General features: G+C 32.6%; 23 protein-coding genes. 17 read left to right on the top strand and 6 right to left on the bottom strand.

All coding sequences use genetic code 11. The features are described from left to right. Together QZZ51_RS03720 and QZZ51_RS03715 are read left to right on the top strand one after the other, a co-directional pair. A complete protein-coding gene (locus QZZ51_RS03720; RefSeq protein ID WP_291866051.1) occupies nucleotides 1–864 on the top strand; it encodes a prephenate dehydrogenase in 864 nt (287 codons plus the stop codon). Between the two features lie 3 nt (nucleotides 865–867). Further along, nucleotides 868–1950 (top strand): bifunctional 3-deoxy-7-phosphoheptulonate synthase/chorismate mutase type II, encoded by a 1083-nt coding sequence (locus tag QZZ51_RS03715; RefSeq protein ID WP_291866049.1) that lies wholly within the window; start codon nucleotides 868–870, stop codon nucleotides 1948–1950. Nucleotides 1951–2001: 51 nt separating this feature from the next. Here QZZ51_RS03715 and QZZ51_RS03710 read toward each other — a convergent pair whose 3' ends face one another. Then, nucleotides 2002–2442: a hypothetical protein gene (locus QZZ51_RS03710; protein ID WP_291866046.1), complete on the bottom strand. Its 441-nt coding sequence runs from the start codon at nucleotides 2440–2442 to the stop codon at nucleotides 2002–2004. A gap of 172 nt (nucleotides 2443–2614) precedes the next feature. On the opposite strand from QZZ51_RS03710, the gene rsgA reads away from it, so the two are divergent. The 8 genes from rsgA (at nucleotide 2615) to rlmN (ending at nucleotide 11912) form a co-directional block, all read left to right on the top strand. Next, entirely contained in the window at nucleotides 2615–3568 is a 954-nt protein-coding gene (gene rsgA / locus QZZ51_RS03705; protein ID WP_291866043.1) for a ribosome small subunit-dependent GTPase A, read from the top strand. Continuing rightward, nucleotides 3565–4017, top strand: a complete 453-nt coding sequence (gene dtd, locus QZZ51_RS03700) for a D-aminoacyl-tRNA deacylase (RefSeq protein ID WP_291866041.1) — start codon at nucleotides 3565–3567, stop codon at nucleotides 4015–4017. Before rsgA ends, dtd begins: the two co-directional genes overlap by 4 nt. 81 nt (nucleotides 4018–4098) lie before the next feature. Next, a complete protein-coding gene (locus tag QZZ51_RS03695) occupies nucleotides 4099–6015 on the top strand; it encodes a DUF3857 domain-containing protein (protein WP_291866038.1) in 1917 nt (638 codons plus the stop codon). Between the two features lie 30 nt (nucleotides 6016–6045). After that, nucleotides 6046–8058 (top strand): DUF3857 domain-containing protein, encoded by a 2013-nt coding sequence (locus QZZ51_RS03690; RefSeq protein ID WP_291866035.1) that lies wholly within the window; start codon nucleotides 6046–6048, stop codon nucleotides 8056–8058. Between the two features lie 5 nt (nucleotides 8059–8063). After that, the gene (locus QZZ51_RS03685) at nucleotides 8064–8390 is read left to right on the top strand and encodes a nucleotide pyrophosphohydrolase (RefSeq protein ID WP_291866032.1); all 327 of its coding nucleotides are present in this window, start codon (nucleotides 8064–8066) and stop codon (nucleotides 8388–8390) included. Between the two features lie 37 nt (nucleotides 8391–8427). Further along, the gene (gene aroA, locus QZZ51_RS03680; RefSeq protein WP_291866030.1) at nucleotides 8428–9657 is read left to right on the top strand and encodes a 3-phosphoshikimate 1-carboxyvinyltransferase; all 1230 of its coding nucleotides are present in this window, start codon (nucleotides 8428–8430) and stop codon (nucleotides 9655–9657) included. A gap of 88 nt (nucleotides 9658–9745) precedes the next feature. Further along, nucleotides 9746–10795, top strand: coding sequence for a tRNA preQ1(34) S-adenosylmethionine ribosyltransferase-isomerase QueA (gene queA / locus QZZ51_RS03675; RefSeq protein WP_291866028.1), 1050 nt, complete (start codon nucleotides 9746–9748; stop codon nucleotides 10793–10795). 79 nt (nucleotides 10796–10874) lie between these two features. Further along, a complete protein-coding gene (rlmN, locus tag QZZ51_RS03670; protein ID WP_291866026.1) occupies nucleotides 10875–11912 on the top strand; it encodes a 23S rRNA (adenine(2503)-C(2))-methyltransferase RlmN in 1038 nt (345 codons plus the stop codon). Nucleotides 11913–11980: 68 nt separating this feature from the next. On the opposite strand, the gene QZZ51_RS03665 is transcribed toward rlmN, so the two are convergent. Then, nucleotides 11981–12667: a Lipl32 family lipoprotein gene (locus tag QZZ51_RS03665; RefSeq protein ID WP_291866023.1), complete on the bottom strand. Its 687-nt coding sequence runs from the start codon at nucleotides 12665–12667 to the stop codon at nucleotides 11981–11983. Nucleotides 12668–12957: 290 nt separating this feature from the next. On the opposite strand from QZZ51_RS03665, the gene QZZ51_RS03660 reads away from it, so the two are divergent. The 4 genes from QZZ51_RS03660 (at nucleotide 12958) to QZZ51_RS03645 (ending at nucleotide 16569) form a co-directional block, all read left to right on the top strand. Then, nucleotides 12958–13935: a polyprenyl synthetase family protein gene (locus QZZ51_RS03660; RefSeq protein ID WP_291866021.1), complete on the top strand. Its 978-nt coding sequence runs from the start codon at nucleotides 12958–12960 to the stop codon at nucleotides 13933–13935. Nucleotides 13936–14111: 176 nt separating this feature from the next. After that, nucleotides 14112–14675 carry an RNA polymerase sigma factor gene (locus tag QZZ51_RS03655; RefSeq protein WP_291866019.1) on the top strand — a complete coding sequence of 188 codons (564 nt, stop codon included), beginning with the start codon at nucleotides 14112–14114 and terminating at the stop codon, nucleotides 14673–14675. Beyond that, a complete protein-coding gene (locus QZZ51_RS03650; protein ID WP_291866017.1) occupies nucleotides 14662–15402 on the top strand; it encodes a hypothetical protein in 741 nt (246 codons plus the stop codon). The genes QZZ51_RS03655 and QZZ51_RS03650 overlap by 14 nt, the downstream gene beginning before the upstream one ends. Before the next feature lie 87 nt (nucleotides 15403–15489). Continuing rightward, nucleotides 15490–16569 carry a hypothetical protein gene (locus QZZ51_RS03645; RefSeq protein WP_291866015.1) on the top strand — a complete coding sequence of 360 codons (1080 nt, stop codon included), beginning with the start codon at nucleotides 15490–15492 and terminating at the stop codon, nucleotides 16567–16569. Nucleotides 16570–16700: 131 nt separating this feature from the next. Here QZZ51_RS03645 and QZZ51_RS03640 read toward each other — a convergent pair whose 3' ends face one another. Continuing rightward, nucleotides 16701–17306: an SIMPL domain-containing protein gene (locus QZZ51_RS03640; RefSeq protein ID WP_291866012.1), complete on the bottom strand. Its 606-nt coding sequence runs from the start codon at nucleotides 17304–17306 to the stop codon at nucleotides 16701–16703. Nucleotides 17307–17326: 20 nt separating this feature from the next. Further along, nucleotides 17327–17752 (bottom strand): hypothetical protein, encoded by a 426-nt coding sequence (locus QZZ51_RS03635; RefSeq protein ID WP_291866009.1) that lies wholly within the window; start codon nucleotides 17750–17752, stop codon nucleotides 17327–17329. A gap of 182 nt (nucleotides 17753–17934) precedes the next feature. Between QZZ51_RS03635 and dnaG the strand changes: the two genes are divergently transcribed. Further along, entirely contained in the window at nucleotides 17935–19914 is a 1980-nt protein-coding gene (gene dnaG / locus QZZ51_RS03630) for a DNA primase (RefSeq protein ID WP_291866006.1), read from the top strand. Nucleotides 19915–19962: 48 nt separating this feature from the next. On the opposite strand, the gene QZZ51_RS03625 is transcribed toward dnaG, so the two are convergent. Both QZZ51_RS03625 and nadE read right to left on the bottom strand, forming a co-directional pair. Beyond that, entirely contained in the window at nucleotides 19963–20592 is a 630-nt protein-coding gene (locus QZZ51_RS03625) for a response regulator transcription factor (RefSeq protein ID WP_291866003.1), read from the bottom strand. A gap of 170 nt (nucleotides 20593–20762) precedes the next feature. After that, nucleotides 20763–21551, bottom strand: a complete 789-nt coding sequence (nadE, locus tag QZZ51_RS03620) for an NAD(+) synthase (RefSeq protein WP_291866000.1) — start codon at nucleotides 21549–21551, stop codon at nucleotides 20763–20765. 91 nt (nucleotides 21552–21642) lie between these two features. Here nadE and gldB point away from each other — a divergent pair, with 91 nt between their 5' ends. Together gldB and gldC are read left to right on the top strand one after the other, a co-directional pair. Then, nucleotides 21643–22599, top strand: coding sequence for a gliding motility lipoprotein GldB (gene gldB / locus QZZ51_RS03615; protein WP_291865997.1), 957 nt, complete (start codon nucleotides 21643–21645; stop codon nucleotides 22597–22599). Continuing rightward, nucleotides 22599–22940, top strand: a complete 342-nt coding sequence (gene gldC / locus QZZ51_RS03610; RefSeq protein ID WP_291865994.1) for a gliding motility protein GldC — start codon at nucleotides 22599–22601, stop codon at nucleotides 22938–22940. The genes gldB and gldC overlap by 1 nt, the downstream gene beginning before the upstream one ends. The last annotated feature ends 77 nt before the right edge of the window (nucleotides 22941–23017 follow it).

Here is a 23017-nt window from a genome sequence, read left to right as displayed (position 1 = left end):
ATGAATGTATTTGTAATAGGTATTGGTTTAATCGGGGGGTCTATAGTAAAAGATGTAAAACGTCTTATTCCTAACACAACGATTTATGGTATAGATGCTAGTGAGGTGCATATAGAGGAGGCTCTATCTTTGGGAATTATAGATGAGAAAGCAGATTACACACAATTGTCTATTGCAGATGTTGTTGTTGTGAGTATCCCTGTAGATGCTATGATAACCGAGTTGCCTAAAATACTAGATGTTATTAATGACGATTGTGTGGTTTTTGATGCTGGTTCTACGAAAGTGAAAATATGTAAAGAGCTAGGAAATCATCCTAAAAGAAGAAATTTTTTGGCATGTCACCCTATTTCGGGAACCGAATTCTCAGGGCCATCGGCAGCAATTAATGGGTTGTATGAAGGTAAAACGAATATAATTTGTGAGGTAGAAAAAACAGCCTTTAAATTACAAGAAAGAGCATTAGAACTTTTCAAAATTTTGGGTATGCGTATTCGCTATATGAACCCAGAAGCACATGATAAACATATAGCTTACGTATCACATTTGTCACACATAAGTTCCTTTATGTTAGGAAAGACCGTTATTGAGAAAGAAAAGAATGAACGTGATATTTTTGACATGGCGGGGAGTGGGTTTGAAAGTACCGTGCGTTTAGCAAAAAGCTCGCCAGCCATGTGGACACCCATTTTTAAACAAAATAAAGAAAATGTGGTGGAGACTTTAGATGGTTATATTAATAACCTAACAGAATTTAAAAAAATGCTTCTTGCTGATGATTATGAAGGCATTTATAATGAAATGAATAATACCAATAAAATTAAAGAAATATTAAACGGAATACCACTAAATAAGAATAAGTAGAAAATGGAAAATTCAAAAGAAATGAGAACATGGTTGGATGATATGCAGCTAAATCACCCACTAGTAATAGCAGGGCCATGTAGTGCTGAAACAGAAGAGCAAGTGTTAAAAATTGCTCATGAATTAAAAGATACAGATGTAAGCTATTTTAGAGCAGGAATATGGAAGCCAAGAACCCGCCCTGGAATGTTTGAAGGTGTTGGAGCCTTAGGTTTAAAGTGGCTACAGAAAGTAAAAGAAGAAACAGGAATGAAGACCTGTACAGAAGTTGCCAATGCTGCCCATGTAAAACTAGCATTAGAACATGATGTGGATTTATTGTGGATAGGAGCACGATCTACCGTGAGCCCATTTATTATGCAAGAAATTGCAGATGCTTTAGCAGGTACAGATAAAATAGTATTGGTAAAAAACCCTGTAAATCCAGATTTAGCCTTATGGTTAGGTGGTATTGAGCGTTTACATACAGCAGGTATTAAAAAATTGGGAGCAATTCATAGAGGTTTTTCTACGTATGAAAAAACAAAATATAGAAACACTCCGGAATGGCAATTGGCTATTGAATTCCAAACTAGGTTTCCAGATTTACCATTAATTAATGATCCGTCTCATATTACAGGAAATAGAGACATGATTTTTGACGTTTGTCAAACAGCATTAGATCTTAATTTTGATGGTCTAATGATAGAAACCCATTTCGATCCAGAAAACGCATGGAGTGATGCGGCACAACAGGTAACGCCTCCAAAATTGGTGCAAATCATGAAGGATTTAAAAATCAGAAAAGAAGATGATCCTGAAGCGGGTTATACTAAGGAACTATCTAATTTACGAGCACAGATAGATGTTATCGATGGTCAGTTAATAGAAGCTTTAGGAAAACGTATGAAAATATCTGATGGTATTGGTAAGCTAAAGAAAGAGAAAAACGTTGCAGTATTACAAAGCAATCGTTGGAATCAGATTCTTGGAGCTATGATTTTAGAAGGAGAGTCTAAAGGACTTAGTGAGGAGTTTGTTTTAAAAATGTTTAAAGCAATACACCAAGAGTCGATTAATCATCAAGAGAAAATTCTAAATAATTAGAAATTTTTTTAAGCCGGCTTTAAGCCGGCTTATTGTTTTATAGAAAATAGTTTATTTTTTAAAAAAATAGCGAGTTATAAAGATGCCTTGCCCATCTTTATCACCAGCGTCACTTTCTACGGCGCTAATCACATGTATTAACTCCCAACCTTCCTTAGACATTTTGTTTAGTTTAGAAGATATCACTGCATCATTGGCTGCAATGTTTTGAAAACGTATGCCAGCGATGTTATAGAAATTTAAAAGTTTGGTTTCTTCAAAGTTTTTTACTCTAATGTCTCCTCTTTTTGCTTTATTTCTAGTATTATTTTCTTCGGTTTGGGTGGAGGTATATGCTTCATAATCTTTTTCTTCTTTCGTATCTATAATTCTAGATCGCCCCATGCCACTGGGAACAATAGATTCTACACTTGTAATTACTTTAAATTCTTGTGCAGTACAAATTGTATGTGTGGACAAGAGTAAGCTTGCAATAAAAATAATTTTTCGCATGACAGTTATTTTTTATGATTTATATAAATAATAGACAATTCGATTATTTAAAGGTTGCATTTGTATATGTTTTTTGTTCAAAAAAAGAAATGCTGTCTATAGAACCTTTAAAGACTTAATTATTAGACGTTTTCTAAACTAAATTTGTTTCTTTGTAGTATAATCTATGTAAATGATAGGAACTGTATATAAATCTACTGGAAGCTGGTACACCGTAAAGGCGGAAGATGGTAGTTTTTATAACTGTAGAATAAAGGGTAAATTTAGAATAAAGGGGATTAAAAGCACAAACCCAGTTGCTGTTGGGGATGTAGTACATTTTGAAGTAGAGAAAATCGGAGATGAAACAATAGGTATAATCGCATCTATTGATGAGAGAAAGAATTATATCATAAGAAAATCGGTTAATTTATCGAAGCAAACCCATATTATTGCTACAAATTTGGATCAGGTTTTTTTAATGGTAACTTTAAATAATCCGCCTACACATACTGCTTTTATAGACCGTTTCTTAGTTACCGCAGATGCGTATCATATTCCTGCAATAATCTTATTTAATAAAATTGATACTTATAATGATGAGGAGTTATTAGAGGTAAAATACTTAGCAGCTTTATACAGAAAAATTGGGTACACTTGTATTGGTGTTTCGGCAAAAACACTAAAAAATGTAGATAAAGTTAAAGCACTAATGGAAGGAAAAACTTCTATGTTCTCTGGGCATTCTGGTGTTGGTAAATCTACTTTAGTAAATAGTATAGAGCCAGGCTTAAGTATAAAAACCAAAGAAATTTCTAAACAGCATTTGCAAGGACAACACACTACTACTTTCGCAGAGATGTTTGATCTAAGTTTTAATTCTAGGATAATAGATACTCCGGGAATAAAAGGTTTTGGTATTGTTGACATGGAAAAAGAAGAAATTGGCAACTATTTTCCAGAAATTTTCGAACTAAAAGGGGAATGTAAGTTTAATAATTGTTTGCATATAGACGAACCTCATTGTGCTGTTAAAAAGGCTTTAGAAACAGATAAAATTGCATGGAGTAGGTATAAAAGTTACGTGCAAATGGTTTCTGGAGAAGATGAGCATTATAGAGTAGATATTCATTCCGAAAAAAAATGAGAGTAGTAATACAAAGGGTTTCTAGAGCAAGTGTTACTGTCGATGAAAAAATAATTTCATCGATACAACAAGGGGTGTTAGTACTTTTAGGAATAGAAGATTTAGATACCCAAGAAGATATTGATTGGCTTTGTAGAAAAATCGCAAATCTTCGAATTTTTAATGATGAAGATGGTATAATGAATACATCGCTAATAGATATAAATGGCGATGCACTTGTAGTAAGCCAGTTTACATTATACGCAGGTACAAAAAAAGGAAATAGGCCATCGTATATAAAAGCTTCTAGGCCAGAAGTAGCTATTCCTTTGTACGAAGAATTTGTACGTAAATTGGAAACAGAGTTGGGGAAAAAAATAGAAACAGGAATTTTTGGGGCTGATATGAAAGTCGACTTACTTAATGATGGGCCTGTAACTATAGCTATAGATACAAAAAATAAAGAATAATTTTAATTTTTTTCGCATAAATAAGTAAGAAAATTAGTATTTTTTCGTTAATTAGAGAGCCAAACTAATTATACCAACCAAATGCGCTTTTCTTGCTACTTAGTGTTGTTTTTATGCAGCACATTTTCTTTTTCTCAAGATTTTCAATACTCTTCCCTTTTAATAAATAAAGAATTAAAAGACAATGCAAATGCCGTAGTTCGTTTAGACGAAATGGTTGTAGATATCCTTGCACAGGATAATATGATTATAAAGTCTAAAAGAGTGGTTACTGTTTTTAACAAAAAAGGAGGTAAGCATGTAAATGCGTATGCAGGTTATAGTAATTCTACAAAAGTTAAGTTTATTAAAGCGGTTATTTATGATGCCTTAGGGAATGAAATAAAAAAAATCAAGGAAAAAGATTTTGTAGATGTTAGTGCCGTCTCTGGAGGCACATTATATTCCGATTATAGAGTTAAATATATAGATTATACTCCTATTGGTTACCCCTATACGGTAGTTTTTGAAAAAGAAATACAGACCAAAAACACAGTAACTATACCTAGTTGGTATTTTTTAGATGGTTATTTAGTAAGTGTAGAAAAGAGCATTTACACCGTTAATTTCCCTAATGAAGATTTAAAGCCAAGAATAGCAAAAAAAAATGAAGAAGAGTATCGTGTTGAATTGGACGAAAAGTCTAATTCAAAGACTTATTCTTTGAATAATATAAAAGCAATAAAATTTGAAAATCACAGTCCTGATTTTAGATATATATTCCCTAGGTTACAGGTTGCAATGACAAAATTTCATTACGAGGGGTATAATGCTACATTATCCAATTGGAATGAAATGGGAAAATGGATGTATCGTAATCTTATAAAAGAAAGATTGAATTTACCTGAGAGTACGAAAACAACTATTAGAAGAATGGTTAAGGATGCAATTACAGATTCTGAGAAGGCAAGAATAGTGTATAATTATGTGCAAGAAAATACTAGGTATATAAGTGTTCAAGAAGGTATTGGAGGTATACAGCCAATTTCTGCAGCAGAGGTAGATAGAGTAAAGTATGGAGATTGTAAAGGGCTTACAAATTATACAAAAGCTTTGTTAGATGTTGTAGGAGTTAAATCAAATTACTCACGTGTTTATGCTTCGAGAGATAAACAAATAGATGTAGATGAAGATTTTCCTTCTTTTTTAGGTCAAACAAATCATGTGATTTTGAATATCCCTAGAGAGAATAAAGAGGATATATGGTTAGAGTGTACAAGTCAAAAAATACCTTTTGGATTTGTTGGAGATTTTACTGATAACCGAAATGTTTTTGTTGTAGATAAAGATGGAGGGAGAATTATTAAAACATCTGCTTATTTAGAAAAGCAAAATCTTCAGAAAATAGAAGCTAAAATAAATTTGCTGCTAGACGGCGCAATTAAAGCTTCAGTTTTAATAGAAACTAGAGGGGTGCAGTATGACAATAGATTCTATATGGAGGATTTAGACAGAGATAAAATTCTAGAGTATTACCAAGATACATGGCCCAATATAAATAATTTGGTCTTAGAAGATTATGCCTTTGATAATAATAAAAGAGAAGTAAAATTTATAGAGGACATAAACATCAATGCAAAAAGCTACGCAAGGCCCTCTGGGGAGCGAATGTTGTTTAGTCCCAATGCTTTAAATAAGAACAGTTATGTGCCTAAGCGCTATCGTTCCAGAAAATTGCCTTTTCAAGTTCAGAGAGGTTATTTAGATGTGGATAGCTATATTATATCTATTCCAGAAGATTACGGTATAGAAGCCTTACCAGAGCCTATAGAGATTGTGTCAGAGTTTGGTGAATACAAAGCTTCTGTATTAGAACAGGAAGATGGGACTTTAAAGTATGAGCGTCTATTTTTGTTAAAATCCGGCGCGTATCCTAAAGAAAAATATGGCGAATATAGAAATTTCAGAAAAAAAGTTTCTAAAAATGATAAAGCACAAGTTGTTTTAATAAAAAAGTAATAAAATCACAAATATTATAAAATTAATATTATGAATAATTTCGTAAAAATGGCAGTTCTGTTCTGTGTGTTTACACAGGTTTCTTTTGCTCAAGAGGTTAAGTTTGGTAAAGTGTCGAAAGAAGAATTAAAGGAAGAATTTTATGCTAAAGACTCTACTGCAGATGCGGTTGTACTATTTAGAAAAGTAAATGTTTCCTTTAAATATATAGAATCCCAAGGTTTTATAATTGAGAAAGGGGTTCATGAGCGTATTAAAATTAACAATAAAGGAGGATTTAAATATGGGACAGTTGTAGAGAGCTTATATCAAGGGGCAAAATCTAAAGAGAGCCTTGTAGGACTTAAAGCGTACACCTATAATTTAAATGGCAAAGAAATAGAAAAGACAAAACTTAAAAAATCGGATACTTTTTCTGAAGAATCATCTAAATATTACACGAAAGAAAAGTTTACCATGCCTAATTTAAAAGAAGGAAGTGTAATTGAATATAAATACACGGTAAATTCTCCATTTTATTCTTCCTTCAATGAGATTATATTGCAATATGATATTCCTATTGTGGAACAAGAAATAGAAGTAGCTATTCCAGAGTATTTTACATTTAAAAATATGACCAAAGGTTACTTACGTTATACTATTAATGAGAGTCGTAAACCGGGTAATATAACTTTTACAAATAAGACAAGAAAGGTTAATGGTAGAATGATGTCAACGGAGTATTCTACCTCTAAATTAGATTATATAATAAATATTTCGTCTGTAGTAATGAAGGATGTCCCTGCTCTAAAAAAAGAAGTATATGTTAATAGTATGAATAATTATAGGTCAGCTATAAAATATGAATTACAATATACAAAGTTTCCTAACTCGTCAATTGAAAATTATAGTAGTACATGGGAAAGCGTGGTTAAGAAGATTTATGAGAATGATGAATTTGGTAACCAATTAGATTTTAAAAAATATTACAAGGAAGATTTGGCCCATATTTTATTAGGAAAAACATCAGAAAATGAAAAAATGAATGCTGTGTTTAGTCATATTCAATCTAGAATGCATTGGAATGATATTTTCGGTTATTCTACAGATGAAGGGGTTAAAAAAGCGTATGGATTAAAGACAGGTAATGTAGCAGATATTAATTTAATATTGGTTAGTATGTTACGTGCAGCGGGGTTAAATGCAAACCCAGTATTAGTAAGTACAAGAAGTAACGGGGTGCCATTGTTCCCAACAAGGTATGGTTTTAATTATGTGGTTGCTGTAGTTAAGATAGACGGTAAAAATATTTTTCTAGATGCTACAAGTAAGTATAATAAGCCAAATATGTTGCCTGTTAGAGCTCTTAATTGGGCAGGTAGGATTGTCGAAAAGGGAGGGGTGTCGTCATCTGTTTCTTTATTACCAGATAATAAATCATTAGAAAGTATGATGATGGAAATTTCAATTTCAGAAGAAGGTAATGGGAAAGGAAAAGCTAGAAGAACCTGTACAGATTATATTGCATATAATTTTAGGGTAAGTAATTCTGAATTGACAGAAGACACTTATCTTGAAAAACTAGAAGAGACCTATAATGGACTAGAAATTTCAGAGTACCAGATAAAGAATAAGAAAGAGCTAGGGAAGCCAGTAATTGAAAGTTTTAGTTTTAATAAGGAGAATGCAGCAGAAATAATTGATGACAAAATGTACGTATCTCCATTGTTTTGGTTTGCTCAGGAAGAGAATCCGTTTAAGACAGAGGAAAGAGAATATCCAATTGATTATGCATACCCGTGGCTAGATAAGTACATTGTAGCAATTAAAATTCCAGATGGATATAAAATTGAATCCATGCCAACATCGGCTAATATTACGATAGGAGATGGAATAGGACATTTTATATTTCACATAGCAAAAAACGAAAGTGGTTTTCAGGTAAAATCGGATTTAAGTATTAATCAAGGGATAATTAGTTCTCAAGATTATAAAGGCTTAAAAGAATTTTTTAAAGCAATAGTAGAAAAACAAACAGAAAAAGTAGTTTTGTCTAAAATATAAGACACATGAGTATAACTGCATTACAACAAGAAGTAGATACTTGGATTAAAGAGCATGGTGTTCGTTATTTTAATGAGCTCACTAATATGGTACAGCTTACAGAGGAAGTGGGTGAGGTAGCTCGTATTATAGCCCGTAGATATGGGGAACAAAGTGAAAAAGAATCCGATAAAAATAAAGATTTAGGCGAAGAATTAGCAGATGTTATGTTTGTTGTACTTTGTTTAGCAAACCAAACAGGAGTAGATTTACAACAAGCTTTTGATAAAAAGTTAGAATTAAAAACAAAGCGCGATCATGATCGTCACCAGAATAATAAAAAGTTGAAATAGTATTATATTTGGCGTTCGTTTTTAATCCACTTTAGTTTTGAAATTACACATCTCTGGTCCATCCAACAATTTAATTAATGCTACGGTAAAAATAACAGGCTCTAAAAGTGAGTCTAATCGTTCCTTATTATTAAAAGCATTGTATTCTAACATTTCTATAAGCAATGTGTCCAATTCGGATGATGCCATTGTTATGGAAAAAGGATTGCAAATATCTACAGGTGTTGTAGATATACATCATGCAGGAACAGCGATGCGATTTTTAACTAGTTATTTTGCTAGTCAAGAAGGAAAAGAGGTTACTTTAACAGGGTCGCAACGGATGACAGAGCGACCAATAAAAGTCTTGGTAGAAGCATTACAAAGTTTAGGGGCAGATATTACGTATGTAAAAAATGAAGGATATCCTCCTTTACTTATAAAAGGAAAAAAATTAACGAATAATAAGGTAAGCCTACCTGCGAATATTAGTAGTCAATATATTTCTTCGTTGTTATTAACAGCTCCGAGTCTAGAAAATGGTTTAGAGGTAGAGTTAGTGGGTAAAATAACATCGGTTCCTTATATTAAAATGACTTTAGCACTTTTAAGGGAGATAGGAGTAGAAAGTACTTTTGAAGAAAACACCATCACTATAGCTCCTAAAAAGGAGGTAAAACCTACGAAATTGGTTGTGGAATCGGATTGGAGTTCCGCATCGTATTTCTATAGTTTAATTGCTTTAAGCGATGTAGGTTCGCAAATTACATTATCTGCATACAAACAAGATAGTTTACAAGGAGATAGTGTTTTAGCAAAAATATATAAAGATTTTGGTGTAGAAACCGTTTTTCAAGAACATCAAATTATATTAAAAAAGACAATGATCAACCCATTGTCAAAGGTTACTATAGATTTGTCCAATGCTCCAGATATAGCTCAAACTATTGCAGTTACATGCTTAGGATTAAGTATGGGTTGCTATTTAACAGGCTTACATACCTTAAAAATTAAGGAAACAGACCGCTTAGAAGCATTGTATACAGAATTATCTAAGTTAGGTGCTAATATTGAGGTAACAGATAAAACGCTAACCTTAGAACCAACACAGACGATAAAGTCGGGCGTTGCAATAGATACGTATAATGACCATAGAATGGCAATGGCCTTTGGCCCTTTAGCCTTAAAAACAGCATTATTTATAAACGATGCAGAGGTGGTTTCTAAATCTTATCCAGACTATTGGACCGATTTTGAAAACCTTGGAATAATCGTTAAACAAGCTTAATTTCTATTTAATTGCGGTTTTACTTGACAACCCCTCCTTCCAGGTTGTATATTTGCCACCGCGAAAAACGCTAATAAAAATTGTATAAATGAAATTATCACACTTCAATTTTGAATTACCAGAGGATTTACTAGCAGAACACCCTGCGGAACATAGAGATGAATCTAAACTAATGGTAGTTCATAGAGAAACCGGTAAAATTGAGCACAAAATGTTCAAAGACCTTATTAATTATTTTGATGAGGGCGATGTAATGGTACTTAATAATACCAAAGTTTTTCCTGCTAGATTATATGGTAATAAAGAAAAAACAGGAGCAAGAATTGAAGTATTCTTATTGCGCGAACTTAATGAGGAACAACGTCTTTGGGATGTTTTAGTGGATCCAGCACGTAAAATCCGTATTGGTAATAAACTTTATTTTGGAGATGACGATACTTTAGTTGCTGAGGTTATAGATAACACTACATCAAGAGGAAGAACACTACGTTTTCTTTACGATGGTTCTTATATAGATTTTAGAAGAAAATTAAAAGAGTTAGGAGAAACACCATTACCTAAGTATATTAAAAGAGAAGTACAGCCAGATGATGAGGAAAGATACCAAACCATTTATGCTAAGCACGAAGGTGCTGTTGCGGCTCCTACAGCAGGTTTACACTTTTCTAAACATTTGTTAAAACGTTTAGAAATTAAAGGAATAGATTTTGCGGAACTTACTTTACATGTTGGTTTAGGTACATTTAACCCAGTAGAGGTAGAAGATTTGTCTAAACATAAAATGGATAGCGAAGAGTTAATTATCGACGAAAAAGCTACTGAGATTGTAAATTCAGCGCAAATTGAGAAAAGAAGAATTTGTGCCGTTGGTACAACAGCAATGCGTGGTTTAGAGAGTGCAGTATCTTCTAACCATACATTAAATACCTATGAAGGATGGACTAATAAATTTATTTTCCCTCCATATGAATTTAGTATTGCGAACTGTATGATTACAAATTTTCACTTACCAAAATCTACTTTAATGATGATGGTTTCTGCTTTTGCAGGACACGATTTAATGAAGAAAGCGTATAAAGAAGCAATTTTAGAAGGATATAAATTTTATTCTTATGGGGATGCCATGTTAATAATATAATAGCATCATAAATAATATTAAAATCCTGTTATCCATTGCAATATAGCTTAGGTTAACAGGATTTTTTATCTTATAAAACTTGGAGAAAAAAAAGGACATACGAGCATTAACAAAAGAGCAGTTAAGAGAATTCTTTGTAAAAAACGGAGATAAGGCTTTTAGGGGCAATCAAGTCTATGAATGGCTTTGGCAAAAAGCAGCACATTCTTTTGATGTTATGACCAACGTTTCTAAGGAAACTAGAGATATGTTAGAGGCAAATTTTGTCATTAACCATATTAAAGTGGATCAAATGCAACGGAGTAGCGACGGTACTATAAAAAATGCCGTTCGCTTGCACGATGATTTAATTGTAGAGTCCGTTTTAATTCCTACTAAAACAAGAACTACCGCTTGTGTTTCTAGCCAAGTTGGTTGTAGCTTAGATTGTAAATTTTGCGCAACTTCTAGGTTAAAGCGTATGCGGAATTTAAATCCGGATGAGATTTACGACCAAGTAGTGGCTATTGATAATGAAAGTCGATTGTATTTTGATAAGCCTCTGAGTAATATTGTTTTTATGGGTATGGGAGAGCCTTTAATGAATTATAATAATGTTTTAAAGGCAATAGATAAGATTACCGCGCCCGAAGGGTTAGGTATGTCTCCAAGAAGAATTACCGTTTCCACATCTGGAGTGCCAAAGATGATACGGAAAATGGCCGATCAAGAGGTTAAGTTTAAATTAGCAGTATCCTTACACTCTGCTATTGATGAGATTAGGACTTCTATAATGCCTTTTAATGCCACTTTTACTCTTGCAGATTTACGAGAATCATTACAATATTGGTATGCCAAAACAAATAGTAGAATTACCTACGAATATGTGGTTTGGGATGGGATTAATGATACAAAGAAAGATGTAGACGCTTTGGTTGCCTTTTGCAAATTTGCGCCCTCTAAAGTGAATTTAATAGAATATAACCCTATTGACGATGGCATTTTTCAGCAAGCAACAAATAAAGCAGTAGAAATGTATGTGTCTGTCTTAGAGCAAAATGGTATTGTTGTAACTGTTAGAAGGTCTAGAGGAAAAGATATTGATGCCGCTTGTGGTCAGTTAGCAAATAAAAGCTAATAAAAAAATGCAGAAGCTATTTAAGTATAAATAACTTCTACATTTTACAAATAACTTAAAACAAATTATTACTCTGCTAATTTAGCATTAAGTTCTTCAATTGTTTTTGCCATTACTACTCCTGGTAATTTTATTGGAGCAGCAACTTGTGCTAAGAATGTTCCTTTTACTTCACCTGTTTTATACGTAGTAAAGCCTACTCTATATAACCCAGCAACTATTGCTTTAGTAGGGTTGCTAACTTCACTCTTATATCTTAAAAGAGAATTGTAGCTGCTACCACTTGGTTGTTTTGGCATTTCAGAACTATCATCATTTTTTTCTAGAGTTACCCATTTCGCAGTTTTTGCATTTTCAGCGGTAATACCATCTTTAGAAATAATATCAGAACGCTCTAAAGTTATGTACGTGTCAAAATATTCAGAAGAACCAGAGTTTTCTGTATAGTTTTTAGATGCAATTGCACCTTTCACTTTGCTGTTTGCAGGAGATATCATACGTACACCTAATTCTGGAGCGGCTAAAGGAACCCATACATAAATGTAATAGAATTTTTTATTGTCTTTAACTTCATCTTCACTTCCTGGTTGAGCATAACCTAAATAGGAAATAACATCCGTATAAGGAACCTTAATCGTTTTTGGGCCAATTTTTTTCTCGACAGAACTTCCGAATTTTTTTAATTTCTGAGCATTAACGGATGCTACACTACCTAATAATACAATTGCTAATGCTAATAAATTTTTTGTTTTCATTCTACTTAAATTTAATCTTAAGGGTTATTAATTTCAGCAAATATAGATGTATATATGACTATAAAGCACCCTTTAGTTAGCTATAATAGCACCCCTATATTCAGGGTAGAGCTAGTTTGTTGATAGATACTATTTTAGATATAAATAAAAGAAGAGAAGCAAATCTCGCGCATATTTGTAGTCTGTATCTTACGAATATAAATTTCTCTCGTTGTAATTCTGATTATCACGTTATTAGACTTATATTTTTTCCTAATTTTGAAGTATTAATTTTTAGAAATCCCTATTACTTGAAAATTGTAGCGCAAATAAAGGAACCTGTTAATAAAGAAATGGAACTCTTTGAAGAAAAGTTCCGGGATTCTATGACTTCTAAAGTGGCGTTATTAAATAGAATAACCTATTATATAGTAAATCGTAAGGGTAAGCAAATGCGCCCAATGTTTGTATTTTTAACCGCTAAATTGTTAAATGAAGGTGTGGTTAACGAACGAACGTATCGTGGAGCATCTGTAATAGAGCTTATTCATACCGCGACTTTAGTTCATGATGATGTTGTAGATGAAAGCGATAAAAGACGAGGTTTTTTTTCTATAAATGCACTATGGAAAAATAAGATAGCGGTACTAGTTGGGGATTATTTACTTTCTAAAGGGCTATTGTTATCCATAGATAATGATGATTTCGATTTGCTTAAAATTATTTCCGTAGCCGTTCGCGAAATGAGCGAAGGCGAATTGCTGCAGATAGAAAAAGCAAGACGATTAGATATTACGGAGGATATTTATTACGAAATAATTAGGAAAAAAACAGCGACACTTATTGCAGCATGTTGTAGTCTTGGAGCATGTGCAGTGCAGCCAAATTCAGAGCATGTAGAAATTTTTAGAAAATTTGGAGAGCTATGTGGAATGGCTTTTCAGATAAAAGATGATTTGTTCGATTACGGAGGAAAAAAAATAGGGAAACCTACAGGAATAGATATTAAAGAGCAAAAAATGACATTACCGTTAATTTATGCCTTAAATAATTGTTCTAAATCCGAAAAAAAATGGGTGATAAACTCGGTTAAAAATCATAATAAAGACAAACAAAGGGTAAAGGAAGTAATAGCATTTGTAAAAGAAAAAGGAGGGCTAGAATATGCGGTCACTAAAATGCTAGCTTTTAAAGAAGAAGCTTTGCAAATGTTAGAGAATTATCCAGAGTCCGAATATAAAAGAGCACTACAGCTCATGGTTAATTATGTAGTGGATAGAAAAAAATAAGGGTAAGCGACTTTAGCCCAAAAAAACTACGGATTCCATTTTTATGTATGCGTAATAAGCTTCGGGGATTAAACCCAATTTGGTTATCGCTCTGCGATTAAAAATAATTTTATACTTCAGGCAACTATTTCAAAGTATAACTCGTCTATCTTTATAGAAGACAATTTTAAAAGACTTTGAAAATCATTTCATTTTATAAAAACGAGACTAAACTCATAAAAAAAGCAGTCTCTGGCAATAGAGAAGCACAACGCTTTATTTATGATACCTACGCTCCCAAAATGTTGGGGGTATGCAGGCAGTATATTAAAGATATGCAGTTTGCAGAAGATGTTATGGTAGGCGGGTTTTTAAAAGTTTTTTCTAAACTAGATAGTTTTAAGCATCAAGGAAGTTTTGAAGGTTGGATTAGAAGAATAATGATTCGTGAAAGCATAAGTTATCTTCGAAAAAAACAGTTTGTAGTTTATGATGATGAAATTTTTGAAAAGAATGCTGTCGGAGATTATGAAAACACATCTGCTTTAGAAGTAGAGTATATTCAGAAAATAATAGACGCTTTGCCACAAGGGTATAAAATGGTATTTGTGTTGTATGCTATAGAAGGGTACAAGCATAAAGAAATCGCTGAAATGTTAGAGATAACGGAGAGCACTTCTAAGTCGCAATTATTTAAAGCAAGGGTATTATTGCAGAAAAAATTAAAGGAACAAAATATCATAGGATATGGAACCAAATAAAATAGAAAAACACATGCAAAAAGTTTTTAAGGAGAGAAAAATATCTCCTTCGGATTCTGTATGGGAATCTATTTCTCAAGAACTAGATGTGGATAAAAAGCCGAATAATAAAGGATTTTATTGGTATGCTATTGCTGCTAGTATTCTAATTGTGGTTTCTTTTTCATTGTTTTTCTATACCACAAAAGATATAGATTCTACAAATGAGATTGTAATTGAGCAGATAGATAAAGAAATTAAGGAGGAGAATCAGGCTACCAATAAAATTATAATTGAAAATAATTCTCCAGCTTTGGTAGTTGTTCCAAGTGAAAATTTAGAGGGTATTACAAAGGAAGATGCAAAAACAAAGACTATTGTTTATCCTATCAAAAAGAAAGAAAAAGAAACTATTGCTCATAATGAGCCTTTATTAGATAAGATAGATTCTTTCGTAATATCAGATTCGGTGTTAGATAGTAAAGTGGCTTCTATTGTAGAGAAAACAGAGTTTTTTAAGACAGTAGATTATGAGGTTACCGATGCTGAAATAGATTCGCTTTTGAGAGAAGCGCAGTTAGAAATTTTAACAAATAAATTATTTTTAAATAATAACAAAGTAGATGCCTTGGCCTTGCTTAATGAGGTAGAGGGCGAGTTAGATACATCTTTTCGAGAGCAAATTTTTAAATCTTTAAAAGATAGATTTTTAAAAGTAAAGACCGCAGTTGCCGATCGTAATAATTAAAATATTCATCAATCAATAATCATAATTCTTTGTTCTTTTCTCATCCTAATAAGGTGAGAAAGGCAAGGAATACTAAATCAAAAATTTATGACCACTATTACTTTTCGTATTTTATGTTTGGCCTTATTTTTTAGTGCCATGTTATTATCACAAGAAAATAATGAAGATAGAGTTAGGAATCTACAACAAAAAAAGAGTCTCATTGTAGAGCAAGAGAAAGAAGCTCTTAAGGTCGAGGTAGAATCTATAAGTCAACGTCTAAATGCAAATGAAATTTCATCAGAAGAAGCTCAGAAATTAAAAGAAAATGCAGCAAAAAGAAGAGCTTTAAATATTGAAGAAAGAATAGGAATTGTTACTAATGAGATTTCATTAATAGAGCGTAATTCTGGAGATGTTTTGGTGCTTAAGCCTATAGATAGCTCTGCAAATAAAGGTTTGGGTATTAGTATTGATTTAACAAGAGGAGATGGTTCTACGCTTCAATGGGAGAAAAAGCAAGGATGGAAAAAGGAATTAAAGTATGACAGGCGTACCTATTCAGATTTTGTAATTGCTATTGGTTTAAACAATGTTATTATGGAAGGTCAATCTATTCAAGATACTCCGTATAAAGTAGGTGGAAGTCGTTTTTTTGAACTTGGTTGGCAATGGAGAACACGGGTTTTTAAGAACTCAAATTTTATGCGATTAAATTATGGAGTCTCTTTTCAGTTTAATGGATTGAAGCCTAAAAACGATCAATATTTTGTGTTAGACTCTAATAATCAAGCTGTTTTAGAAGAGTTTGATGTGGATTTGGATAAGTCAAAATTTAGAATGGACAATTTAGTATTTCCTGTGCATTTAGAGTTTGGACCATCGAAGTATAAAAAATCAGATAAAACGGTTCGTTATTCTATACACAATAAGTTTAGACTTGGTGTTGGGATTTATGGTGGTTTTAATCTAGCAACACGTCAAAAATTAAAATATAAACGTAACGGAGAGAATATAAAAGAGAAGTTTAAGCGAAATTATAATACCAATGATTTTGTTTATGGTTTAAGTGCTTATGCAGGTTTCGATGGTGCTTTATTATATGTGAAGTACGATTTAAATCCTATTTTTAAAAATGCAGTAGTAAAACAAAACAATATATCGCTAGGTCTGCGATTTGATTTATAGAAGATAAGCCCCAGAATATATTCTGGGGCTCATCTTAAAAAAAGAAACGTCTTGTTTTTTACCTAGAAACATGAACACTATTACCAAGAATACAAGACGTTCTTACAATTAACCAACCAAAGTAACTGTATTTATAAAAGTTCAAAAGAAACGCTAATATGGTAATCCATGGAATCAGTCGGAGTTCCGTAATACCAAGAATGGTTTATTTTATTAGCATTGTTATCTGTAAAAGAAATTATAGAACCAACTTGTTTTCCTAGTTTCTTTGCAATTGTCTCCGCCTTTTTCTTGGCGTTATCAAAAGCGCCTTTGGCATATTCAGCCATTTGAGTTTCTGTAAATTCAACCTTGTAATTGTGGTCTAACTTACTTACACCAATGGAGCGTATTTTTAAGAATTTTTGCATTTCTTCTAAAGATTTTCCTTGAAATTCAACAATAATTCCATCTTTTTCGTACCCCATTAAATCATATTGTAATTGATTCTTTTTTATGGAGGTATTTGGTATTCCTTCTTTTGCTAATTTGTCTAGATATCCAGATTTAATTTCTTCTAAAGACATAGTTTGCGAATCGTAATACACATTATTTAAACTGACCATCATTTTTGCAATGTAGCTTGGGCTAATTTCAACGGTATGTACGCCTGTTACATTAATGCGATTTTTGTTCTCTTGTGAAAAGCCTTTTAGACCTGTCATAAGAATAAGCGTTAAGAGTATAATTTTTTTCATGGTATTCTTTTAGTGTGTTGTTATACTACAGCGAACATAAAGGAAGCAACTATCATCCAGGCGCCAACAATAAGTCCTAAAATCCCTAATTTGCCTTGTTTGGGAGCAATTTTGGCTCTTAATTCTTCTGCTTTTGCTTGTGCAGCTTCATTTTTTCCTAAGAATAGTTTGTTAATTAGTCCAGATCCTAACATAAACCCTAATGCAGCAGAAACTATATTGCCAGCAAGTAAAGTAATCCACCATATAGGAGCACTTGTTAGCCATCCTAAATTTAACAAGGCTGTAATTATACCCCATACACCCCAAAAACAAAAAACAAGGCCTATCCACCCTTGGTAAGGCTCAACTTTTTCGAGTAGCTCTTTTGCATTTGGTTTTTTTGCAAGAATTAAAGACGGTACTGCAATAATGCTTAATAAAATAAGTGTAATTCCCCAGATCATAATTTTTTAGTTTTTAAGGTTATTAAAATGTTTGTATTTTTATACTACAAAGATGCGTTGATTGGTATCTTTTTTTCACCCTTGTAACAATGAAAATAAACTCCCTGAAAATGGGGATAGCTTGCCTAATTTATTATTTCAATTATCTTTACAGAATTACACCATAAATACTTTTTTAAAGATTGATTTCTAAAACAACCATTGATAAGGTCTATGAGACTTCCCGTTTAGAGGAGGTTATTGGTGATTTTGTACAATTAAAGAAGGCTGGCACGAACTTTAAGGGGTTAAGTCCTTTTAGTGATGAAAAATCTCCAAGCTTTATGGTATCTCCTGTAAAGCAAATTTGGAAAGACTTTAGTAGCGGTAAGGGAGGTAATGTGGTTGCTTTTTTAATGGAGCATGAGCATTTTACATATCCAGAGGCTATAAAGTATTTGGCTAAAAAGTATAATATAGAAATAGAAGAGACCGAGCGTACGGACGAGCAGAAGGAAGAAGCTAATGAGCGAGAAAGTATGTATCTGGTGTCCGAGTTTGCACAAGAGCATTTTGCAGAAATGGCATGGGAGAGTGAGCTCGGTAAGGCAATAGGACTATCCTATTTTAAGGAAAGAGGTTTTACGGACGAAACTATAAAGAAGTTTAAGCTTGGCTATTGTTTAGACAAATGGGATGGTTTCACCCTTGCGGCTTTAGATAAAGGGTATAAACTTAGTTATTTAGAAAAAACAGGGTTAACCATTGTAAAAGAAGATACCGCGAATCCCCAGAATTCCAGAAAGTTCGATAGATTTAAAGGTAGGGTTATGTTTCCCATACACTCTATGAGTGGGCGTGTTTTAGGTTTTGGAGGTCGTATACTTACCAATGATAAAAAAGCAGCTAAATATTTAAACTCTCCGGAGAGTGATATTTACCATAAGAGTAAAGTGCTGTATGGAATTTATCATGCGAAGCAAGCTATAGCAAAAGAAGATAATTGTTATTTGGTAGAAGGCTATACCGATGTTATTCAGTTACATCAGCGTGGTATTCATAATGTAGTAGCATCTAGTGGAACAGCACTTACTTCAGAGCAGATTCGTCTTATAAACAGATTAACCAAAAATATTACAGTTTTGTTTGATGGTGATGCTGCAGGGTTACGCGCATCTTTACGTGGTATAGATTTAATTTTGGAACAGGGAATGAATGTAAAAATTTGCACATTTCCAGAAGGAGAAGACCCAGATAGTTTTGCAAAAAATAATGAGTTTGATGCTGTAGTAAATTATTTAAAAGAAAACGGAAAGGATTTCATTCAGTTTAAAGCTTCTTTATTAATGAAAGAAGCGGAAAATGATCCTATAAAGAGAGCGGATACAGTTAGGGATATTGTACAGAGTATATCTAAAATACCAGATCGTATACAGAAAGAGATTTATATCCAAGAATGTGCTCAGATTATGAATATTTCTGAAGCCGTTCTTTTTAATACGCTTGCACAAATAGGAAGTAAAGGCGATAAAGAAGCTGCGAAACAACAAAAACAAGAGCAAAAAGCATTTGAAGTTGTTAAAAATCAGGAGATCCAGGAGAAGGTAGATGTTCAGTATGTGTTAGAACGTAAAATAATAGAACAACTGTTGCTATATGGAAAAGACGTGCATACGTTTGAAGATTTAGTACTTAAGGAGAATGAAGAGGGAGATTTAATTTTGGAACCAGAAACTTTAGAGGTTAAAGTGTATGAGAAAATTTATTTAGACCTCCAGGATGATGAAATAGAACTAGCAAATGAGAAGTTTAGGGTTATTTATTTTAAATTAATAGAGGAGCTCAATGAAAAGGAAGATTTTGCAATAAATATTTTTTTAGCAAATTTAGAACAAGAAACCGTCTCAGAAATCTCTTCTATTTTAATGGAAGAAGAGAAGTATGTTTTGCACAATTGGGGAAGTAAAGATATTTTTCCAAAAGAGAAAAATAGCGTTATAGCACAATTGGTGAGCGAAACTATTTTAACTCTTCGTTGTTATTTAATAAAGAAAAGGATGGAAACTTTACAAAATAAGACCATCGATAGTTCAGAAAATAACAAAGAAACTCTAGAGGAAATAATGAATTATATTCACTTAAATAAACTTTTAAATACAAAACTCAATAGAGTATTGGCATAAAAAAAGCCTAATGCATTGCATTAGGCTTTTTTTATTTGTGGTTATTGTTTAGTACAATTCAAGCGCTTTTGCTTGTTGTAATAAATCTACCATATTATCTACATTTAATTTTTTCATTAAACGAGCTTTATACGTGCTAACCGTTTTTTCATTAAGATTTAAGCCAATAGCTACATCTTTATTTCTTTTACCACTAGCTAAAAGTTTAAGAACTTCTATCTCTCTAGTAGATAATTTTCTAAAGAATCTTCTTGGTTTCTGCGTTCCTTCATCAAAAGCTAAACGTTGTGCAAGTTCATTAGTAATAAACATACTACCTTCACTTACTTTACGTACTGCAGTAACTATATAATCTACATCAGAAGATTTAGATAAATAACCAAATGCTCCTGCTCTAATAGAGCTAAGTGCATAGACATCTTCCGATTGTCCACTGTACATTAAGACTTTAATTTCTGGATATTCCTTTTTAATTTTTCTTAGAGTGGCAATACCATTAATCTCTGGTATGTCCATTTCCAACATAATTACATCGGGCTTAACCTTTTCTAATTTTTGAAAAAGCTCAGCTGTAGTAGATGCATCGGCAATAACTTCAAAATCTGAAGTAGAATCCAATACATTTTTAACGCCCATGCGGATAATGGGGTGGTTGTCCGCGATAAGTACTTTAATCATTTCTTTCTTTTCTAAATTAACCTTATTTTAGTCATAATCTGACTACAAAGACTGCTATGCAATGTAAGGTATAAAAATTTAATTATGAAGGCAATATGCGATTATTTTAGTTTACTAACGTAATATTTGTAAGAATATTCGTTTTATTAACCTTAATTTCAGTTGAGTGGTTATTTTAGTAATTCTGGAATCTTACAAATTGGTATTGGTACCATTTTATGTTGATTAATGGTGTTCAGTCTTTTATAGATAGAAAGCACTTCTTTTTTTCTTCCCGAAAAATCAGTAATTTCTTTGCCTTCATCAATCATTTGCATAGCCCATTCTAACTCTGGATAAGAGGCGCCTATTTGATCTTCATCTGTGCGGTCATCTCCCCAAAGTCCATCTGTTGGTGCTGCGGTAAGAATATCGTTATTAATACCTAAAACTTTTGCAATGGCATAAACTTCTGTTTTTAGTAAATCTGCAATGGGGCTTAAATCTACACCGCCATCTCCATATTTGGTGTAAAAACCTACACCAAAATCTTCTACTTTATTTCCTGTGCCAGCCACTAAATAACCACGTAGTGCTGCAAAGTAGTATAAAGTAGTCATGCGTAGTCTAGCTCTTGTATTTGCTAAGGCCATAAAACGTGCTTCTTCATTATCTACAGAAGGTAATGTATTAAGTAAACTATCAAAAACAGGTGTAAGGTCAACAGGTTGGCGGCTTACTTTTTTGAAATTACTTTTTAACCATTCGATATGTCTAGAGGCTCTGTCTTCTTGGTTTTTAGCTTGGTGTATGGGCATTTCTACACATAAAAGATCTAGCCCTGTTTTTGCACATAGGGTAGAAGTTACTGCGGAATCAATACCCCCAGATATTCCTATTACAAAACCCTTTATATTGGCTTTAATGGCGTAATCTTTAAGCCAGTTTACAATGTGATCTATTACTTTTTCTGTTTGCATAGAAATATTATTATTGATTTAAAACTAGTAACTTTGCCTCTAAAATAAGACCAAGTTCTTTAATAAGAAAATCTATCCTAAATAACTTTATATGCGTAAGCCGATTTTTATCATTTTATCTTTAATTACCCTGTTTTTAGGCTGTAATGAGGAAGATAAAACAGAAAAAGAAATTGCAAAATTAGATGTAGAAGTATCTATATCTAGATTCGATCAGGAGTTTGCTTCTGCTAAACCGAATGATTTGCAAAAATTAAGGAAGAAATATCCTTATTTATTTCCTGCTCCTGATAGTGTATGGGTAAAAAAAATGCAAGATACTTTGCAAATAGAAATAATGCACGAGGTGGGGCAAAAATTTCAAAATCTGGATCCAGAAGCCATCCAGTTAAAAGATTTTTATAAACATGTAAAGTATTACTTTCCTAAGTATAAAGTGCCGAAAGTCATTACAGTGACTAATGATGTGGATTATAATAATCGAATTATTTTGGCAGATAGTTTAATGTTTATTGGTTTAGATAACTATTTAGGGATGGAGCATAAGTTTTATGGGGGCATTCAAAAGTATATATCCCAAGGAATGGATAGGCGTTTTATAGTTAGTGATGTGGCTAGTACGTTTGCAAATAGTGCGGTTCCAAAGCCAAGAGATAGAACTTTTTTGGCTCAAGTAATTTATTATGGAAAAGAACTATATTTAAAAGACAAATTATTGCCAAAAGCTACAGACGCAGTTAAAATAGGCTATGAAGAAGAAGAGTTAAATTGGGCAAAGGCTAATGAAGAGCCTATTTGGAGGAATTTTATAGAGCAAGAGTATTTATATAGTACAGATAATGATTTGGTAAAACGTTTTTTGGAACCAGCACCGTTTTCAAAATTTGGGTTAGAATTGGACCAGGAATCTCCGGGTAGGTTGGGGCGTTATATTGGCTGGCAAATTGTAAATGCTTTTATGGAAAATAATGAACTAACGTTGGTACAATTAATGCCTGTTTCGGCGGAAGAAATTTTTAAGAAATCTAATTATAAACCAAAGAAATAATGTCAAAATTACATACATCGAAAATAACTCTTAAAGTTGGGTTAGATGAAAATCGTGTTCCAGAGAAGTTGCAATGGTCTGCTGAAGATGGGGGAGTAGAAAATGAAGAAATTAAGGCAATGTTACTTTCTGTATGGGACAGTAAAAATCAAGAGTCTTTAAAAATTGATTTATGGACAAAGGATATGCCTGTGGATGAAATGAAAATATTTTTTCATCAAACTCTTATTGCTATGTCAGATACTTTTATGAAGGCTACCCAAGATGAAAAAATGACTGCTACCATGAAAGATTTTTGTGCCTATTTTGCAGAAAAACTAGAGCTAAAAACCGAAAAATAAATAAATCGTTTTACTCGATAATCGAGATTTAAATGCTCCGAGGTTTGCCTCTAAATTTCAAGGTTGTTTTCCTATGA

The organism is Maribacter sp., assembly GCF_016744255.1.
GTDB lineage: Bacteria > Bacteroidota > Bacteroidia > Flavobacteriales > Flavobacteriaceae > Maribacter_B.
This window is presented reverse-complemented; position numbering and strand designations above follow the sequence as displayed.

What these genes read in the sequence shown, in the direction of transcription:
- QZZ51_RS03720 (WP_291866051.1), top strand. Translation starts at nt 1, where the DNA reads ATGAATGTATTTGTAATAGGTATTGGTTTAATCGGGGGGTCTATAGTA.
- QZZ51_RS03715 (WP_291866049.1), top strand. Translation starts at nt 868, where the DNA reads ATGGAAAATTCAAAAGAAATGAGAACATGGTTGGATGATATGCAGCTA.
- QZZ51_RS03710 (WP_291866046.1), bottom strand. Translation starts at nt 2,442, where the DNA reads ATGCGAAAAATTATTTTTATTGCAAGCTTACTCTTGTCCACACATACA.
- rsgA (WP_291866043.1), top strand. Translation starts at nt 2,615, where the DNA reads ATGATAGGAACTGTATATAAATCTACTGGAAGCTGGTACACCGTAAAG.
- dtd (WP_291866041.1), top strand. Translation starts at nt 3,565, where the DNA reads ATGAGAGTAGTAATACAAAGGGTTTCTAGAGCAAGTGTTACTGTCGAT.
- QZZ51_RS03695 (WP_291866038.1), top strand. Translation starts at nt 4,099, where the DNA reads ATGCGCTTTTCTTGCTACTTAGTGTTGTTTTTATGCAGCACATTTTCT.
- QZZ51_RS03690 (WP_291866035.1), top strand. Translation starts at nt 6,046, where the DNA reads ATGAATAATTTCGTAAAAATGGCAGTTCTGTTCTGTGTGTTTACACAG.
- QZZ51_RS03685 (WP_291866032.1), top strand. Translation starts at nt 8,064, where the DNA reads ATGAGTATAACTGCATTACAACAAGAAGTAGATACTTGGATTAAAGAG.
- queA (WP_291866028.1), top strand. Translation starts at nt 9,746, where the DNA reads ATGAAATTATCACACTTCAATTTTGAATTACCAGAGGATTTACTAGCA.
- QZZ51_RS03665 (WP_291866023.1), bottom strand. Translation starts at nt 12,667, where the DNA reads ATGAAAACAAAAAATTTATTAGCATTAGCAATTGTATTATTAGGTAGT.
- QZZ51_RS03650 (WP_291866017.1), top strand. Translation starts at nt 14,662, where the DNA reads ATGGAACCAAATAAAATAGAAAAACACATGCAAAAAGTTTTTAAGGAG.
- QZZ51_RS03645 (WP_291866015.1), top strand. Translation starts at nt 15,490, where the DNA reads ATGACCACTATTACTTTTCGTATTTTATGTTTGGCCTTATTTTTTAGT.
- QZZ51_RS03640 (WP_291866012.1), bottom strand. Translation starts at nt 17,306, where the DNA reads ATGAAAAAAATTATACTCTTAACGCTTATTCTTATGACAGGTCTAAAA.
- QZZ51_RS03635 (WP_291866009.1), bottom strand. Translation starts at nt 17,752, where the DNA reads ATGATCTGGGGAATTACACTTATTTTATTAAGCATTATTGCAGTACCG.
- QZZ51_RS03625 (WP_291866003.1), bottom strand. Translation starts at nt 20,592, where the DNA reads ATGATTAAAGTACTTATCGCGGACAACCACCCCATTATCCGCATGGGC.
- nadE (WP_291866000.1), bottom strand. Translation starts at nt 21,551, where the DNA reads ATGCAAACAGAAAAAGTAATAGATCACATTGTAAACTGGCTTAAAGAT.
- gldB (WP_291865997.1), top strand. Translation starts at nt 21,643, where the DNA reads ATGCGTAAGCCGATTTTTATCATTTTATCTTTAATTACCCTGTTTTTA.
- gldC (WP_291865994.1), top strand. Translation starts at nt 22,599, where the DNA reads ATGTCAAAATTACATACATCGAAAATAACTCTTAAAGTTGGGTTAGAT.